Source organism: Amycolatopsis sp. (assembly GCF_035276945.1).
Lineage (GTDB): Bacteria > Actinomycetota > Actinomycetes > Mycobacteriales > Pseudonocardiaceae > Amycolatopsis_E.
Map to the genome: position 1 here is coordinate 1 of NZ_DATELF010000052.1, position 15,107 is coordinate 15,107.

17 protein-coding genes, 2 pseudogenes and 1 riboswitch are annotated in these 15,107 nt (G+C 70.8%); of the genes and pseudogenes, 2 read left to right on the plus strand and 17 right to left on the minus strand.

Going from position 1 to position 15,107, the window contains the following annotated elements:
- Positions 1-442: pseudogene (locus tag VJT49_RS09070) on the plus strand (AsnC family protein); the annotation flags it as partial.
- Here VJT49_RS09070 and VJT49_RS09075 read toward each other — a convergent pair.
- The 13 genes and pseudogenes from VJT49_RS09075 to VJT49_RS09135 all read right to left on the minus strand — a co-directional run bounded on the left by VJT49_RS09075 (position 423) and on the right by VJT49_RS09135 (position 12,267).
- Complete coding sequence (locus VJT49_RS09075) at positions 423-1,088, minus strand: response regulator transcription factor (protein WP_324164289.1); 666 nt, start codon at positions 1,086-1,088, stop codon at positions 423-425. The pseudogene VJT49_RS09070 and the gene VJT49_RS09075 sit on opposite strands and share 20 nt — an antisense overlap.
- Before the next feature lie 20 nt (positions 1,089-1,108).
- Positions 1,109-1,279 carry a hypothetical protein gene (locus VJT49_RS09080; protein ID WP_324164290.1) on the minus strand — a complete coding sequence of 57 codons (171 nt, stop codon included), beginning with the start codon at positions 1,277-1,279 and terminating at the stop codon, positions 1,109-1,111.
- A gap of 66 nt (positions 1,280-1,345) precedes the next feature.
- Entirely contained in the window at positions 1,346-2,269 is a 924-nt protein-coding gene (locus tag VJT49_RS09085; protein WP_324164291.1) for an RluA family pseudouridine synthase, read from the minus strand.
- A complete protein-coding gene (gene lspA, locus VJT49_RS09090; protein WP_324164292.1) occupies positions 2,266-2,823 on the minus strand; it encodes a signal peptidase II in 558 nt (185 codons plus the stop codon). The genes VJT49_RS09085 and lspA overlap by 4 nt, the downstream gene beginning before the upstream one ends.
- A 16-nt stretch (positions 2,824-2,839) precedes the next feature.
- Entirely contained in the window at positions 2,840-3,148 is a 309-nt protein-coding gene (locus VJT49_RS09095; protein ID WP_324164293.1) for a hypothetical protein, read from the minus strand.
- A 182-nt stretch (positions 3,149-3,330) separates the two neighbouring features.
- Positions 3,331-3,585 (minus strand): hypothetical protein, encoded by a 255-nt coding sequence (locus VJT49_RS09100; RefSeq protein ID WP_324164294.1) that lies wholly within the window; start codon positions 3,583-3,585, stop codon positions 3,331-3,333.
- Between the two features lie 12 nt (positions 3,586-3,597).
- Positions 3,598-4,923: an aminotransferase class V-fold PLP-dependent enzyme gene (locus VJT49_RS09105; protein WP_324164295.1), complete on the minus strand. Its 1,326-nt coding sequence runs from the start codon at positions 4,921-4,923 to the stop codon at positions 3,598-3,600.
- A gap of 36 nt (positions 4,924-4,959) precedes the next feature.
- Positions 4,960-5,074: riboswitch (SAM riboswitch) on the minus strand.
- Between the two features lie 20 nt (positions 5,075-5,094).
- On the minus strand, positions 5,095-6,573 hold the full coding sequence (locus VJT49_RS09110) for a potassium/proton antiporter (RefSeq protein ID WP_324164296.1): 1,479 nt from the start codon (positions 6,571-6,573) through the stop codon (positions 5,095-5,097).
- 77 nt (positions 6,574-6,650) lie between these two features.
- A complete protein-coding gene (locus tag VJT49_RS09115; RefSeq protein ID WP_324164297.1) occupies positions 6,651-6,917 on the minus strand; it encodes a DUF167 domain-containing protein in 267 nt (88 codons plus the stop codon).
- Positions 6,918-6,928: 11 nt separating this feature from the next.
- Positions 6,929-7,102, minus strand: a pseudogene (locus VJT49_RS09120) (transcriptional regulator); the annotation flags it as partial.
- A gap of 43 nt (positions 7,103-7,145) precedes the next feature.
- Positions 7,146-8,714 carry a penicillin-binding transpeptidase domain-containing protein gene (locus VJT49_RS09125; RefSeq protein WP_324164298.1) on the minus strand — a complete coding sequence of 523 codons (1,569 nt, stop codon included), beginning with the start codon at positions 8,712-8,714 and terminating at the stop codon, positions 7,146-7,148.
- Positions 8,715-8,729: 15 nt separating this feature from the next.
- On the minus strand, positions 8,730-11,876 hold the full coding sequence (gene ileS, locus VJT49_RS09130; RefSeq protein ID WP_324164299.1) for an isoleucine--tRNA ligase: 3,147 nt from the start codon (positions 11,874-11,876) through the stop codon (positions 8,730-8,732).
- A gap of 220 nt (positions 11,877-12,096) precedes the next feature.
- A complete protein-coding gene (locus VJT49_RS09135) occupies positions 12,097-12,267 on the minus strand; it encodes a hypothetical protein (RefSeq protein WP_324164300.1) in 171 nt (56 codons plus the stop codon).
- Between the two features lie 56 nt (positions 12,268-12,323).
- Between VJT49_RS09135 and VJT49_RS09140 the strand changes: the two genes are divergently transcribed.
- Positions 12,324-12,512: a hypothetical protein gene (locus tag VJT49_RS09140; RefSeq protein WP_324164301.1), complete on the plus strand. Its 189-nt coding sequence runs from the start codon at positions 12,324-12,326 to the stop codon at positions 12,510-12,512.
- A gap of 272 nt (positions 12,513-12,784) precedes the next feature.
- Here VJT49_RS09140 and VJT49_RS09145 read toward each other — a convergent pair whose 3' ends face one another.
- From VJT49_RS09145 to VJT49_RS09160, 4 genes are all read right to left on the minus strand, one after another.
- Positions 12,785-13,312, minus strand: coding sequence for a hypothetical protein (locus VJT49_RS09145; protein WP_324164302.1), 528 nt, complete (start codon positions 13,310-13,312; stop codon positions 12,785-12,787).
- Positions 13,313-13,394: 82 nt separating this feature from the next.
- Positions 13,395-14,213, minus strand: a complete 819-nt coding sequence (locus VJT49_RS09150; RefSeq protein ID WP_324164303.1) for a DivIVA domain-containing protein — start codon at positions 14,211-14,213, stop codon at positions 13,395-13,397.
- Positions 14,214-14,268: 55 nt separating this feature from the next.
- Positions 14,269-14,553, minus strand: a complete 285-nt coding sequence (locus VJT49_RS09155) for a YggT family protein (RefSeq protein ID WP_324164304.1) — start codon at positions 14,551-14,553, stop codon at positions 14,269-14,271.
- A gap of 171 nt (positions 14,554-14,724) precedes the next feature.
- On the minus strand, positions 14,725-15,107 hold a 383-nt coding region (locus VJT49_RS09160), incomplete at its 5' end, for a cell division protein SepF (RefSeq protein WP_324164305.1).

The following is a 15,107-nucleotide window of genomic DNA, read 5'->3' on the forward strand; positions in this document are numbered from 1 at the left end:
GGCACCGGCGCCCGCGCCGGCCCGCCGCACCGGGCGCACCGGCGACGTGCTCGCCACGCAGGGACTGGAGGGTGAGCAGCTGACCGTGCAACTGCTGGAGGTGCAGGACCCGGCGGACTTCCTGTTCGGCGCCGCGGGCTACCGCCTCGAGGAGGGCGAGCGCGCGGTCGTGGTGCACACGGAGATCACCAACCGGGGTGCCATCCCGTTCGCCTCGCTGCCGGACAACTACCTGGAGCTGATCACCACCGAGGGCAAGGCGGTGGCGAAGGCACCGGTTTCGCTGACTTCCCGGCCACCGCACAGGATCGGCGTGCGGCCGGGCGAGACCGCGGGTGGCCACACCGTCTACGTCGTCGAAGAAGCGACGCGGATCGTCTCCGTCCGCTGGAGTCCCCGCCCCGAACCCGACGAGCGCTCCCTCACCTGGTCGCTGGACTGACCCCGCCCACCGGCCGGTCGAGCAACGAATGCCGGGTCGCCAGCGCCGCGGCCTCGAGTCGCGAGTGGACGCCCAGTTTGGTCATCAGCCCCTGGACATGGCCGCGGAGCGTGCTCGAACGGACACCGAGCCGCCGCGACATTTCCGTGGTGCCCAATCCTTCGACGAGCAGTCGCAGGCATTGCCGTTCCCGGCAGGTCAGGCTTTTCGCCCGCAAACGCACCTCGGCAGCGTCCGAAGTGGACCGTGACCGTTCGGCCACCACGTCCACCGCGATCTCGCCCGCGTCCACCCTGCGCAGCGCGGACACCAGCGCCGTGACGCCGTGCTTCTTGTGCAGGTAACCGAACGCGCCCGCGTGCAGTGCCCTGGCGACGCCGTCGGCCTCGCCCTCCGCGCTCAGCATGACCACCTTCGTCCGGGGGCTGGCCGCCACCAGTTCGCCGATCACCTCGACCGCGTCGGCGCCGCCGAAGTACCGGTCCATCAGGCACAGCCGGGGACGCTTCACCCGGACCAGCCGGCGCAGGTTCGCCAGGCTCGGGGCCACCGCGAGCACCTCGAAGCCCCGCTGCGCGAGCACGATCTGCAAGGCTTCCGCGAAGACCTGGTGACTGTCGCCGATGACCAGCTCCAAGTTACCCATGAATTCCCTCCCGCCAGATTTCACGGTTTCACCTCGTTGTCGGCGGGAACCAGCTGGTTTCGGGTGGTCAGGGTGAAGTCCGCGGCGGCGGCGATATCGTCCGTCAAGCGTCCTGCGCTGCAAAACACCATTTCTCCCTTCGAGATGGAGAATGCACGGCCAGCGCCCCGGCCGGCCAAAATTTCGCTCACCAGTCGACAATTAGGTCGTGAGCGGTTCGCGGCCGTTACGCCGAATGCCGTCGGCGGGTGATTCCGCTATTCCGCGCGCAGGACGTCCAGGGCGTGCGTCAGGTCCTCGGGGTAGGGAGCCTCGAAGGTGACCCAGCGGCCGTCGGCGGGATGGGCGAACGCCAGCGTGCGGGCGTGCAGCCACTGCCGGGTCAGGCCGAGGCTGCGGGCCAGCACCGGATCGGCGCCGTAGGTCAGGTCGCCCGCGCAGGGGTGACGGACGGCGGAGAAGTGCACGCGGATCTGGTGGGTGCGGCCGGTCTCCAGCTTGATGTCCACAAGGGACGCCGCCCGGAACGCCTCGATCACCTCGTAGTGCGTGACGCTCGGCCGTCCCCCGGCGACCACGGCGAACTTGTAGTCGTGGCGGGGATGCCGGTCGATCGGCGCGTCGATGGTGCCGCGGGTCGGGTCGGGGTGACCCTGCACGACGGCGTGGTAGCCCTTGTCCACGGTGCGTTCCTTGAACGCCCGCTTCAGCACCGTGTACGCGTGCTCGCTCTTCGCCACCACCATCACACCAGTGGTCCCCGCGTCCAACCGGTGTACGACGCCCTGCCGTTCCGCCGCGCCCGAGGTCGAGATGCGCAGGCCCGCCGCCGCCAGCCCGCCCACGACGGTGGGTCCCGCCCAGCCGGGGCTCGGGTGCACGGCCACCCCGACCGGTTTGGACACCACCACGATGTCGTCGTCGTCGTGCAGGATTCGCAGGCCCTCGACGGATTCGGCCACCACCTCGACCCGGTTGTCCGGCTCCGGCAGCGTCACTTCCAGCAGCCCGCCCGCGGCGAGCCGGTCGGACTTTCCGGCCGGCCTGCCATCCAGCAGCACCTCGCCCGACTCGGCGAGTTCGGCGACCACGGTCCTCGACAGCCCGAGCAGCTTGGCCAGCCCGGCGTCCACCCGCATCCCGTCCAGGCCGTCCGGGACGGGCAGCATCCGCACGCTCACTTCCTGGTGCTCCGGACCGATCCGTCGTACTCCCGGCCGAGCAGCGACAGCAGCACGATCAGTGCGCCACCCACGCAGATCGAGGAGTCGGCCACATTGAACACCGGCCAGACATCGCCGTTGGGCCCGAACACCGAGATGAAGTCGACGACGTGACCGCGCAACGGGCCGGGGGCGCGGAAGAGGCGGTCGATCAGGTTGCCCAGCGCCCCGGCGAGCACCAGCCCGAGCCCGAACGCCCAGCCGGCCGAGCGCAGGCGGCGGGCGAACCAGATCAGCGCGATCACCACGGCCATCGCCACCAGGGCCAGCACCCAGGTCATCCCGGTGGCCATGCCGAACGCGGCGCCCGGGTTGCGGATCAGCTGCAGGTAGACCAGCCCGCCGAAGATCCGCACCGGCTCCCGCCCCTCGAGCGTGGAGGCGACGACGGCCTTCGTAACCAGGTCGAGCCCGAACGCGAGGACGGCAACCACGGCCAGCAGGCCGACCCGGCGCCGCGGCAAAGCGGGTGCTTCTTCGGTTTCCGGTTGCGATCCCTGTTCGGTGCTCACCGTGCCATTGTCCACGTCACTGTCCACGTGACGCCCTCGCGGGTGGCGCGGCGGTCCGAAGCGTCGCGATCGCCCCGGCGAGCAGCACCGCCGCCGGGACCAGCAGGCCGAGCAGGCTCGCGGAGAATGCCGCCGCCGCGAGGGCGAACGCCACTGTCACCGCGAGCGGCCTGCTGCGTTCGAGCCAGGCCAGCAGGGCCAGGCCGACCACGACGGTCAGCGGATCGACGAGGTCGGCCCCCGCGGCCACGGCAAACCCGTAGGCCGCGAGCAACACCAGGACGGAGCAAGCGATCGCGGCCGACCCGTCCGCGCTGCCGCCCACCCGCGCGCACCGAGGCCGATCAGGCCGGCTGCCGCACCGACCACGCCGGCGACCACCCGCTCGTCCGTCGAACGCACCACGGCGTCCAGGAGCGCGCCGAAGGCGATGAGGGCCAAGCCACCCAGCGTCGCCAGGACCAGCGTGCGGGCCGGAACGGGCACGCCACGGTGCGTGTGCACCGCTTACCAGGCGATCGTCGCCAGAAACCACCACCGCGACCGGCCGGTTACCCGCCGAGCAACCCGGACAGCCCGCGTGATCGCACCGCCGGCAGAGGTTCGCCGTACCCGGAGAGGAACTCCCGCCGGAATCCGGTCGCTCCCGGGCGTGAAGGCGAACCAGCCGCTTGCCCGCGACAGCTTCCAGCCGAGCAGGCCGATGAGCAGGAAGCCGAGCAGCGCCGGCGGGAACCATGCGGTGTGGCGGACCCCGGTCACGCGCCGAGGTACTCAGCCCGCGAGAAACGGCGGCAGCGCCCGCGGATCCGGGGTCGGCGCCCAGCGGCCGTCCTGGATCGCGTAGTCCCAGCGGGCTCCCCTGGCCACGATCTGCCGCAGGGCCAGCACGACGCGGTCGACGTGCTCGGCCGTGGTGCCCAGACCCAGACTCACGCGCACCGCCTGCCCACCGGTCCCGCCGGTACGGGCGATGAGCCGCCGGGTGGCGACATGCGCGCAGAACGCACCGTCGCGCACCCCGATGCCGTACTCGGCGGACAGCACCGCGGCGAGCCAGCCGGGCTCGAACCCGTCGAGCACGAAACTCAACGTCCCCACCATGTCCGCGGCCCCATCGAGCAGTTTCAGCTCGGTCAGGCCGGGCACGGCCGCCAGCCCGCGGCGCAGGCGGTCCCCGAGTTCCTCCTCGTGCGCGATGACGGCGTCCCAGTTCGCCCCGAGTTGCTCACACGCGACGCCGAGGGCATACACACCGACGGTGTTGGGCGAGCCGGCCTCGTGCCGTTCCGGGCCGGAGTTCCACACGACGCCCAGTCCCCCGTCCTGGGCCAGCACGGACCGGGTCGCCCCGCCGCCCGCGAGGTAGGGCCGGGCCGCCCGCAGCCAGTCGGCCCGCCCGATCAGCGCACCGGCCCCGAAGGGCGCGTAGAGCTTGTGCCCGGACAGCGCGACGAAATCGACGTCGAGATCCTGGATCGAGAGGGGCCGGTGCGGGGCGAGCTGGGCCGCGTCCAGCGCGATCCGCGCGCCACGACGCCGGGCGACGGCGGCGATCTCGGCGACCGGCAGCAGCTCACCCGTCACATTGGACGCGCCGGTGAGCACGACCAGGCGCGGCCCCTCCGGGCAGGCCGCCAGCGCACCGTCCACAGCGGACACCGCGGCGAGCCTGGTGCGCGGGGTGGGGATGCGGTAGACGTGCGGTCCCCGCCACGGCAGCAGCGCCGCGTGGTGCTCGGTGTCGAACAGCACCACCGAGGTCCCCGCGGGCAGGCTGGAGGCCAGCAGGTTCAGCGAGTCCGTGGTGTTGCGGGTGAAGATCACGGTGTCGCGGGGGCGGGCGCCGGCGAAGCGCCGCAGCACCTCCCTGGTCCGCTCATAGACCCTTGTTGCCACTTGCGAGGCGAAACCGGCGCCCCGGTGGACGCTGGCGTACCAGGGCAGGAACTCGTCCACGGCCCGTCGCACCGCGGCCAGGCAGGGCGCGCTGGCGGCGTGGTCCAGGTTGGCGTAGCCGATGTCCCCGCCGGTCACCAGCGGGACCCGCGCCTGCTCGCTGACCGGCGGCGCGGTGGGACGGGAGAGGGCAAGAGTCATGGATGCCTCCTCGGGAGGTCAGGGACCCGCCAGAGGGGCCCGCGCTTGCCCGCGGCACCTCACCGCGAGCCAGGTCCTCACCCGGGGCACCCCACCGCGGTCGGAGGGTTGCCGGCCAGCAAGCCGGGGCTTGACGCTGGCGCTCATGACCTTGCCCGGGACGTTAGCACATCACTGGCCGGACTCGCCCCGCCACCGGGCGAGACGGCCGGCGCGGTCGACCGCGCGCAACCGGCGTTCGGCGGCGTCGCGGGACCCCTCGGTGGCGACGATGAGCAGCTGGTCGCCTTCCTGGAGGCGGCTGGTCTTCTGCGGGGTGAAGCTCTCGCCTTCCCGCACGATCACGCTCAGCGACGCGCCCGGTGGCAGCCTCAACTCCGACAGGTACACGCCGTGCAGCCGGGACCCGCGCTGGATGCGGACCTGCAACAGCGCCGCGTCCAGCTCGTCGAGCACGGCCGCGTCGACCTCGATTTCCTTCGGCTCGCCGCGGACGGCCACGCCGAGCAGTTTCGCGACCGGCCCGAGCGTCCAGCCCTGCAGCAGGGTGAGCACGACGACCAGCACGAACACCGCGTCCACGAGCCGCCCGGCGTCCGGCACGCCCCGGGCGAGCGGGATCAGCGCGAGCACGATCGGCACCGCCCCGCGCAACCCGGCCCAGGACAGGAACGCCTGCTCGCGCCAGGGCACCCGGAACGGCAGCAGCGCCACCAGCACCGACAGTGGCCGCGCCAGCAGCAGCACCACGGCCCCGGCGACCAGCCCCGAGGCGATGCTGCCCACCAGCCGCTGCGGTGAGGCGAACAGGCCGAGCAGCACGAACAGCCCGATCTGCGCCAGCCAGCCCAGCCCCTCGGCGAAGGACAGTGTGTCGGAGCGGTGTGGCAGCCGGGAGTTGCCGAGCACGAGCGCGGCGACGTAGGTGGCAAGCAGCCCGGAGGCGTGCAGGAGCTGGCCCGAGGAGTAAGCGACCACGCAAACGGCCACCGTCGCCAGCGGGTAGAGACCGGTGGCGGGCAGCGCGGCCCGCCGCAGCGCCGCCGCCCCCAGCCAGCCGAGGACCACACCCAGCGCGCAGCCCGCGGCCAGCTCGTAGACCACCAGCAGCGGCAGCGTCCAGTCCATCCGCGTGCCCTCGGCCAGCACCACGACCGCGATGTAGGCCGGCGCGTCGTTGATGCCGGACTCCAGTTCCAGCGCGCCGACCAGCCGTCGCGGGAGCCCGACGGTGCGCAGGACCGAGAACACCGCCGCCGAGTCGGTGGGGGCGAGCACCGCGCCCCACAGCAGCGCCACGCGCCAGTCCAGGCCGAGCAGCCAGTGCAGTGCCGAACCGGTGACCGCGACGCTGGCCACGACGGCCACAGTGGACAGTGCGACGCCTTGTGCCAGCGCGGGTTTCACCGACGGCCACCGCGTGGTCAGCCCGCCCTCGGTGAGGATCATGACCAGCGCGGCGAGGCCGAGCGACTGGGTGAGCCCGGGGTCGGAGAGCTGGACGCCGAGGCCGGCTTCCCCCAGCAGCACGCCGATGACGAGGTAGAGCAGCAGCGACGGCAGGCCCATCCGGGTGGACAGCCGGACCGCCAGGACGGCCGCGAGCAGGACGGCCGCGCCCGTGCCCAGCACGACCGGAAGCTCCGCCACCCGCACCTCCTACCCGCTTTTGGCGCCAGCATAGGGAATCGCCCGTGGCCCCCGGACACCACTGCGGACTTCGGCGGTTACGCGCGGCGGAGCGCGTCGAGGACGCGCTCGGCGCCGGGCGGCGGGTCGGCGAGTTCGATCAGCTTGTCGCGGCCGCGTTCCCCTTGTACGACAAGCAGATCCCGGGCGCGCACGCCGAGCGCCCTGGCGAGCACCTTGCGCACGGCCTCGTTCGCCTTGCCCTCCACCGCGGGCGCCTTCACCGCGACGACGAGCGCGCCGTTGAAGTCCCCGCCCACGGCGTCCCGTTTCGCGCCAGGCTTGACGCGGATCGCGAACCGCATCAGACCCGCACGCCCAGCCCGCGAAGCCGGGCGACGTGCTCGCCGGCGGTGGACGGTTTCACCCCCGCGGACCGGGCCAGTTCGCCGACGGTCCAGGCGCGGCGGTCGAGCGGCGCCAGCCACACTGCCGCGCGGCTGGGATCGGCGGGCACGGCGGCGACCTCCGCGAACGCGATGGCTTCCACGGTCGCCACCGTACGGGCCGGGCCTTCTCCCACCACGCGGGGTTCAGCGCAGGAACGCCGCCGCCACGGAGACCGCGGGCCTGGACGAGTTGGACCCGAGCAGCAGCACGGCGAACGCGAGATCGTCGCGGTAGCCGGTGAACCAGCCGTTGGCCTGGCTGCCGTCGCCGAACTGCGCGGTCCCGGTCTTGCCGTACACCTTCCCGCTGCCCTGCAAGCCGGTCGCCGTGCCCCCGGTGACGACCTCCCGCATCATCGACCGCAGCGAGGTGATCACGGCGGCGGGCGGGGCCTGGTAACCCGAGTTGACCGTGGTGTCGAGGCCGTGCCACAACCTGGGCGTGACCGCCGAGCCCCTGGCCACCGTCGCGGCCATCAGCGCCAGGCCGAACGGGCTGGCCTGCGCCTTGCCCTGCCCGATGGACGTCTCGACCTGCTCGGCGGAGCCGGTCGCGGTGTCCTCCACCTTGCCGGCCTCCGTGGCGACGCCGGGGATGTCGAAGTCCGCGTTGAGCCCCAGCTGGCCGGCGGCGTCGGCCAGCGCGTCCGGGGGCAGGCCGGCGGCGAGCTGCGCGAAGGTCGTGTTGCACGAATGCGCGAACGCCGAATGCAGGGGCAGCGGCGCGAACGAGAACTGGTCGTCGTTCGGGATCGAGCGCTGTCCTGTCTGGACGGTACCGGGGCAGGGCAGCACGGTGTCGGTCGTCGCCGCGCCCCGCTCGAGCACGGCGGTCGCGGTGGCGATCTTGAACGTCGACCCCGGCGCGTAGAGGCCGGTGAGCGCGTTGGGTGCGCTCCCGGCCGCGGCGTTCTGGGCCACCGCCAGGATGTCCCCGGTGGACGGCTGGATGGCCACCAGGATCGCCGGGTAGGACGCGCCGTCCACCGCCTCCTGGGCCGTGGCCTGGGTCCTGCCGCTCAGGGTCGAGGTCAGCGGTGCCGTGCCCCCCTGCTGTCCGAAGAGGACTTCCTGGGCACCGCCGTTGACCAGCACGACGGCGCTGCCCTTGGTCACGTGATCGCCGGCCACCCGGCCCAGCGCGGGCAGCAGCAGCGGTGCGACGCCCGCGTCCACCGGCTGGGCCTGGCTCCCCTGCCAGGCCAGCAGCGGCTTGCCGTCCCGGTCGACGACGGCGTCCCCGGTCCGGCCCTGCCGCTCCAGCCGGGCACCCGGGGTCAGCTTGGGATGGATCACCGGCAGCGCCCAGTGCACCAGGGCCTGCTTGCCGGGCTGAACCAGGGTCAAGGTGTTGTCATATGTCCACACGCCGCCCTGCTCGAACGGCCAGGACACGCGGAAACCCACCGACTGGCCCGACACGCCGAGCACCCTGCTGTCGGGGTTGATCCCCAGACTGCCGCGTACCGCCGCCAGGTTCGCCGAGGCGTTCGCCGGGTCGTCGGTGAGGGAGCCCGCCGTCGTGAAGTCGCCGCGTGACCAAGCGCCCAGGAACCGGGCCGCCAGGGTGCTGGCGTCGGCCACGCCGGCCTGGCTCGGCTGGCCCGCCGCCGGTGCCTCCGAGGAGCCGACGCGCAACACGAACACGGCGGCCACGACGATCCCCGCGACCGCGACCGCACCCCCGGTCAGCACCCATCTTCGCCACGACATGAAACTCCCCCATGGTCAGCCTGCCTTCGTCACCCCCACGGTGACCTTGACACCATCGCCGACCGTACCGGGAAAACCGTCGTCGACGTGGCCGTAAGACACCGAAACCGCGAGAGTTTCGCCCGCGATGAACTTTCCGTGCGTCCGAACGGCGGCAACCACTTCGTCCGGTGCGTCCACCGTCAACTCGACGCGGTCCGCGACCTCGAGACCGGCTTCACGGCGGGCCTGCTGCACCACGCGGATCAGGTCCCGGGCCACGCCCTCGTCGGCCAGTTCGGCGGTCACTTCGGTGTCCAGCAGCACCAGTCCCGAGCTGTCGGGCAACTCGGCCGCGGCACCGGAGTCCTTGGCCACCAGCCGCCGCTCGTACTCGCCGTCCAGCAGCTCGATCCCGGCGGCCACCACCGCGCCCTCCGGCGAGGTCGACCACTCCCCCGCCTTGACGGCCTTGATCACCTTCTGCACGTCACGGCCCAGCCGCGGACCGGCCGCGCGCGCGTTCACCACGACCTCGAACCCGCCGTGCGCGGCGACATCCGTGGTCAGCTCCACCGCCTTGACGTTGACCTCGTCCGCGATGATGTCCACAAAGGACCTCAGCGATTCGGCATCGTCGGCCGCGACGACCAGCCGCGCCAGCGGCAGCCGCACGCGCAGCTTGTTGGCCTTGCGCAAGGAAAGCGCGGACGAACACACCTGGCGGACCCGGTCCATGGCACGCACCAGCGACGGATCCGCGGGCAACTCGTCCACGAGCGGCCAGTCGGTCAGGTGCACCGAACGGCCGCCGGTCAGCCCGCGCCACACCGATTCCGTGGCGAACGGAAGTAGCGGCGCCGCCGTCCGGGAAACCACCTCCAGCACGGTGTGCAGGGTGTCGATCGCGTCCTGCCCGCCCGCCCAGAACCGGTCGCGCGAACGCCGCACGTACCAGTTCGTCAGGACCTCCAGGAAATCCCGCACCTTCAAGCACGCACCCGCGATGTCACAGATGTCCAAACCGGACTGGACATCGGTGACCAGCTCGTTGGTCTTCGCCAGGACGTAGCGGTCGAGCACGTGCTGGGAATCCGTACGCCAGTGACCCTCGACGCCCTCGGCGTTGGCGTACAACGCGAGGAAGTAGTACGAGTTCCACAAAGGAAGCACGGCCTGGCGGACGGCGTCACGGATGCCCTTGTCGGTGACGATCAGATTGCCGCCGCGCAGGATCGGGCTGGCCATCAGGTACCAGCGCATCGCGTCCGAGCCGTCGCGGTCGAACACCTCGGTGACGTCCGGGTAGTTCCGCAGCGACTTCGACATCTTCTGCCCGTCCGAGCCGAGCACGATGCCGTGCGAGACGCACCTGCGGAACGCCGGCCGGTCGAACAGCGCGGTCGCCAGCACGTGCAGCACGTAGAACCAGCCGCGGGTCTGCCCGATGTATTCGACGATGAAGTCGCTCGGGTAGTGGTGCTCGAACCACTCGGCGTTTTCGAACGGGTAGTGCACCTGGGCGTAGGGCATCGACCCGGAATCGAACCAGACGTCGAACACCTCGGGCACCCGGCGCATCATGGACTTCCCGGTCGGGTCGTCCGGGTTCGGCCGGGTCAGCTCGTCGACGTAGGGCCGGTGCAGGTCCTTCGGCCGCACCCCGAAATCGCGTTCGAGCTCGTCGAGCGAGCCGTAGACGTCGATGCGCGGATACCGCGGATCGTCGGACACCCACACCGGGATGGGCGTGCCCCAGTAGCGGTTGCGCGAAACCGACCAGTCGCGCGCGCCTTCCAGCCACTTGCCGAACTGGCCGTCCTTGACGTGCTCGGGATACCAGGTGATCTGCTGGTTCAGCTCGACCATCCGGTCGCGGAACTCGGTCACCTTGACGAACCAGGACGACACCGCGCGGTAGATCAGCGGGTTGCGGCAGCGCCAGCAATGCGGGTACGAGTGCTCGTAGGTCTCGTGCCGCAGCAACAGCGCGCCCTGCCGGGCCGCCGAACCGGTGCCGTACTTGAGGTCGCGGATGATGTCCGGGTTCGCGTCGAACACCTGCTGGCCCTCATAGTCGGGCACCTGGGCGTCGAAACGGCCCCTCGCGTCGACCGGCGTCACGGGCACGATCCCGGCGGCGTCCCCCGCCGCCTTGTCGTCCTCACCGTAGGCGGGCGCCATGTGCACCACCCCGGTGCCGTCCTCGGTGGTGACGAAGTCACCGAGCAGCACCTGGTGGGAGTTCTCGTCGCCGACGAAGTACGGGAACGGCGGATCGTAGGCGAGCCCGGCCAGCGCCGCGCCCTTGTACCGCGCCACCACCGGCGGGTTCTCGCCCAGTTCCTTCGCGTACGCGGGGACGCGCGCCTCGGCGAGCAGGAACCGCTTGCCGGGCATGGTCTCGGGCTCGACGAGCACGTAGTCGATGTCCGGGTGCACCGCGGTGGCCTGGTTCGACGGCAGCGTCCACGGCGTGGTGGTCCAGACCAGCAGGTAGGCGCCCGCCAGTTCGCCGCCGCCGGGCAGCCGGAACCCGACGGTCACCGCCGGGTCCTGGCGGCTTTGGTAGACGTCGTCGTCCATCCGCAGTTCGTGGTTGGACAACGGCGTTTCGTCCCGCCAGCAGTAGGGCAGCACGCGGTAGCCCTGATAGACCAGACCCTTGCCCCACAACTGCTTGAACGCCCAGATCACCGACTCCATGTAGCTGAGGTCGAGCGTCTTGTAGTCGTGGTCGAAGTCCACCCAGCGCGCCTGACGGGTCACGTAATCACGCCACTCGTTCGTGTAGCGCAGCACGGATTCCCGGCACGCCTGGTTGAACTCGGCGATGCCCATCTCGTCGATCTGGGACTTGTCGGTGATGCCCAGCTGCCGCTCGGCCTCCAGTTCGGCGGGCAGGCCGTGGGTGTCCCAGCCGAACCGGCGCTCGACCCGGCGGCCGCGCATGGTCTGGTAGCGCGGCACGATGTCCTTGACGTACCCGGTCAGCAGGTGACCGTAGTGCGGCAGCCCGTTGGCGAAGGGCGGGCCGTCGTAGAAGACGTACTCGTTCGCCCCGTTCGCGCCGGCCTCCCTGGACTCGACGCTGGCCTGGAAGGTGCGGTCGGACTCCCAGTAAGCCAGGACTTGACGTTCCAGCCCGGGAAAAGAAGGCTGCGACTCCACCTTCGGGTACATCGGTTGTGCTCCTCGTTCTCGTACGGATCGCCGGATCCACACGGGGACGAGACACGCCCGTCGAGCGCGTTCCGCGGTACCACCCCGCTTGCCCGCCTGCCGCGGGCCCCTCGTTGATCGGCTGTCACGGGCCGCACCCGTCCGGTTCTACTGGGGACGTCCGTCCCGTTCTTCCGGAGACTCCCCGGTGATGGCCGGATCGACGCCTGTCACATCAAGGTTAGCGCACGGTGCACGCGGTTATCGCGATGGCCAGCACCCACATCCCCGGCACGGCACCGTGCGGAGCGAGCGCGCAGCCCGCCGAGGTCAGCCCGAACACGGCGAATTCGCAGATCACCACCATCCGGCGCCCCAGCACCCCGCCGGAGAGCAGCAGCGCCGCGAGCACTACCCGCGTAGCCGTCCACGATCCGTCGCAGGGCGGGCAAACGCGCGTGCAGCTCGGTGCCGATCGTAGGCAGCGCGACGTTCACCACGGTGACGCCGAGTTGCACCAGCAACATTCCGGCGCACCTGGTCAGCAACACGGCGGTTCTCGGCCGCGCCACCGTCTTCGTGTCCGCCATACCCGAAGGACATCGCGGAAACACTTCCGCTTGGCTGGAAGTGTCCCAGGGCATCCTGGAGAGGTGAGCCCGGACGGCCGCGCTGTTCGAGGGCCGCGAGCGCAGGCGGGCATTGCTGAAGTTCTGCGTCGACTGGTCCGAACAACGGCACCACCTCGCCGGGGCGCTCGGCGCGGCGGTCGCCGAAGCGCTGCAACGGCTCGGCTGGTTCGAACACCGCCGGCCCGGTCAGCGGGCCCCGCGCATCACCGGCAAAGGGCGCGCGCGAACTCAGTGTCCACCCCGGCGTGGACGTCGAAAGGATCTGGGGGGTGCCCCCACGAGGCTGAGCCGCCCGAGTCAGGCCGATGTGCGGTGAGCGGCCGCGAGATGGCTGTCCGGGGCGCAGCGCGCGCAGGGCGTGAAGCCGAGGTTCCTGGCTTCCTTGACCGTGATCGGGATGGTCTCCCGGCCGGTGAGCCAGCCGCAGCCGGTGAGGTGGTAGCGCGGGTACTCGTCGACCACGACCACCTCGGCGTCGAGTTCGGAAACGACCTCGATGTCGGCGGGAGCGCTCTTCTCCTCGGCCGGATCGCCGTCGGACCCGACCTCGAGCTGATCGTTCTCGGACACGAACTCGGTGCTCTTGTCCGGCTCCGTGGCATCACCGGCGGGCTCGGCCGGGGTCACCGGCTGGAGCACCGCGGCGCCGAGGGCCGATCCCGCGGGGCGCTTGCGACGGCGGCGGAGGAAGTCCGCCAGCAACAGCAAGCCCGCCAGCGCCGACACGCCGATGGACACCCAGGCCCACAGCGACTGCGCGGTGATCAGCGCTGTGACCAGCAGCCCCAGCGCGCCGAGGACCAGGATGAGGACGATGAACAGCACGGTGCATTACACCACGGTTGCGCGGCACCCAGACGCCGACAGGGTCTGGGTGCCGCCCCCGGGGGAACCAGGGGGCGCCCGATCAGCCTGCCTCGGCGCGCGGCCCGAACGAGTAGCCCTGGCCACCGGACGAGCTCGACGAAGCCGACGCCGGTGCCGCCGAGCCGCGATCGTCGAGTTCGCGCAACTGGGACTCGAGGAAGCCTCGGAGCCTCGTGCGGTACTCGCGTTCTATCGTGCGCAACTCCTCGATCTTCTTGCCCAGCGTGGTCTTCTCGCTGTTCATGCTGTTCATGGTCTCGGTGTACTTGCGCTGCGCCTCGCGCTCCATGGTGGTCGCCTTGTCGCGCGCCTGCCGCTCCAGCGTCTCGGCCCTGGTCCTGGCGTCGTTCAGCATGGTCTCGGCGCGGGTCCGCGCCTCGTTGACCATGGAGTCCGCCTTCGCGCGGGCATCGGAGAGCAGTTGCTCGGACTTGGCGCGCGCCTCGGCGAGCATGCCGTCGGACTCGGTCTTGGCCTCGGCGGTGAGCCGGTCGGCCATCTCCTGGGCCAGGCCCAGCACCTTGGCGGCCTGCACGTTGGGCTCGCCGGCGTCCGCCATCGGGTGGACCTGCGTCTGCTCCACGGGCGACGGCGTCGGCACGGGAGCGAGCCGGCGGGACGGCTCGTTGTGCACCGGCGCGCCGGTACGGGTGGCTTCCAGGTCGCCCCGGGCCGTCTCGAGTTCCGCGTCGAGTTGCTCCACCTGCTGGCGCAGCTCGTTGTTGTCCTCGATCAGCCGGGCCAGCTCGGTCTCCACTAGGTCGAGGAATGCATCCACCTCGTCCTCGTTGTAGCCCCGCTTGCCGATGGGTGGCTTGCTGAACGCAACGTTATGCACGTCAGCGGGGGTCAACGACATCAGATCACCTCACGCACTCCATGGCCTGCTGTTGCATCCCGGTCTCCCCGTTATCTCAGCCGGGATACGCCAGTTGCATCAGTATGAACACAACCAACAGCAGCACCATAATCGATAAGTCCAGTCCGACGCCGCCAATCCGCACCATCGGGATGATCCGCCGGACCAGCCGGACCGGAGGATCGGTCACTGTGTAGATGGTCTCAAGCGTCACCGCAACTCCACCCACGGGCCGCCATTCGCGCGCGAAGGCGCGCACGAGTTCGACCACGACACGCGCCGTGAGCAGCAGCCAAAAGAAGAACAGCACGTAGTAGACGACGAGCAAGAGCACATCCACGTCACTACTCTGCCACATCTTCAAGCCCTCTCGTACGGCACGGATGCCGCATGTGACCGGGTCGTGTGACCGAACTGTGATTTCGCCGACGATGTCACACCAATGGCGTAAGGCGATACGATCGGTAATTGGGCGATCACATCACCGCACGGGCATCCGGCTACCTCGATGTCACTCTCTGTTGCGAAGGAAGAGCCCGTTCTCCGCGATGCGGCGCCGGTCCTCGGCGGTCACCTCGACGTCGGGCGGCGACAGCAGGAAGACCTTGTTGGTGACCTTGTCCATCGACCCGCGCAGCGCGAAGGCCAGCCCCGCCGAGAAGTCCACCAGCCGCCGGGCATCGGCATTGTCCATTTCGGTCAGATTGATGATCACCGGGGTGCCTTCGCGGTAGGCCTCCCCGATCGCCCGCGCCTCGAGGTAGCTGGTGGGATGGAGGGTGGTGATCCTGCTCAGCGGGTCTCGCGGCGCGGTGCGGGCCTGCTCCGGGACCGGGCGCAGGCGCGCCACCGCCTCGGGCTGCCGGTCCACCGCCAGCGCGCCGTGCACGGAGG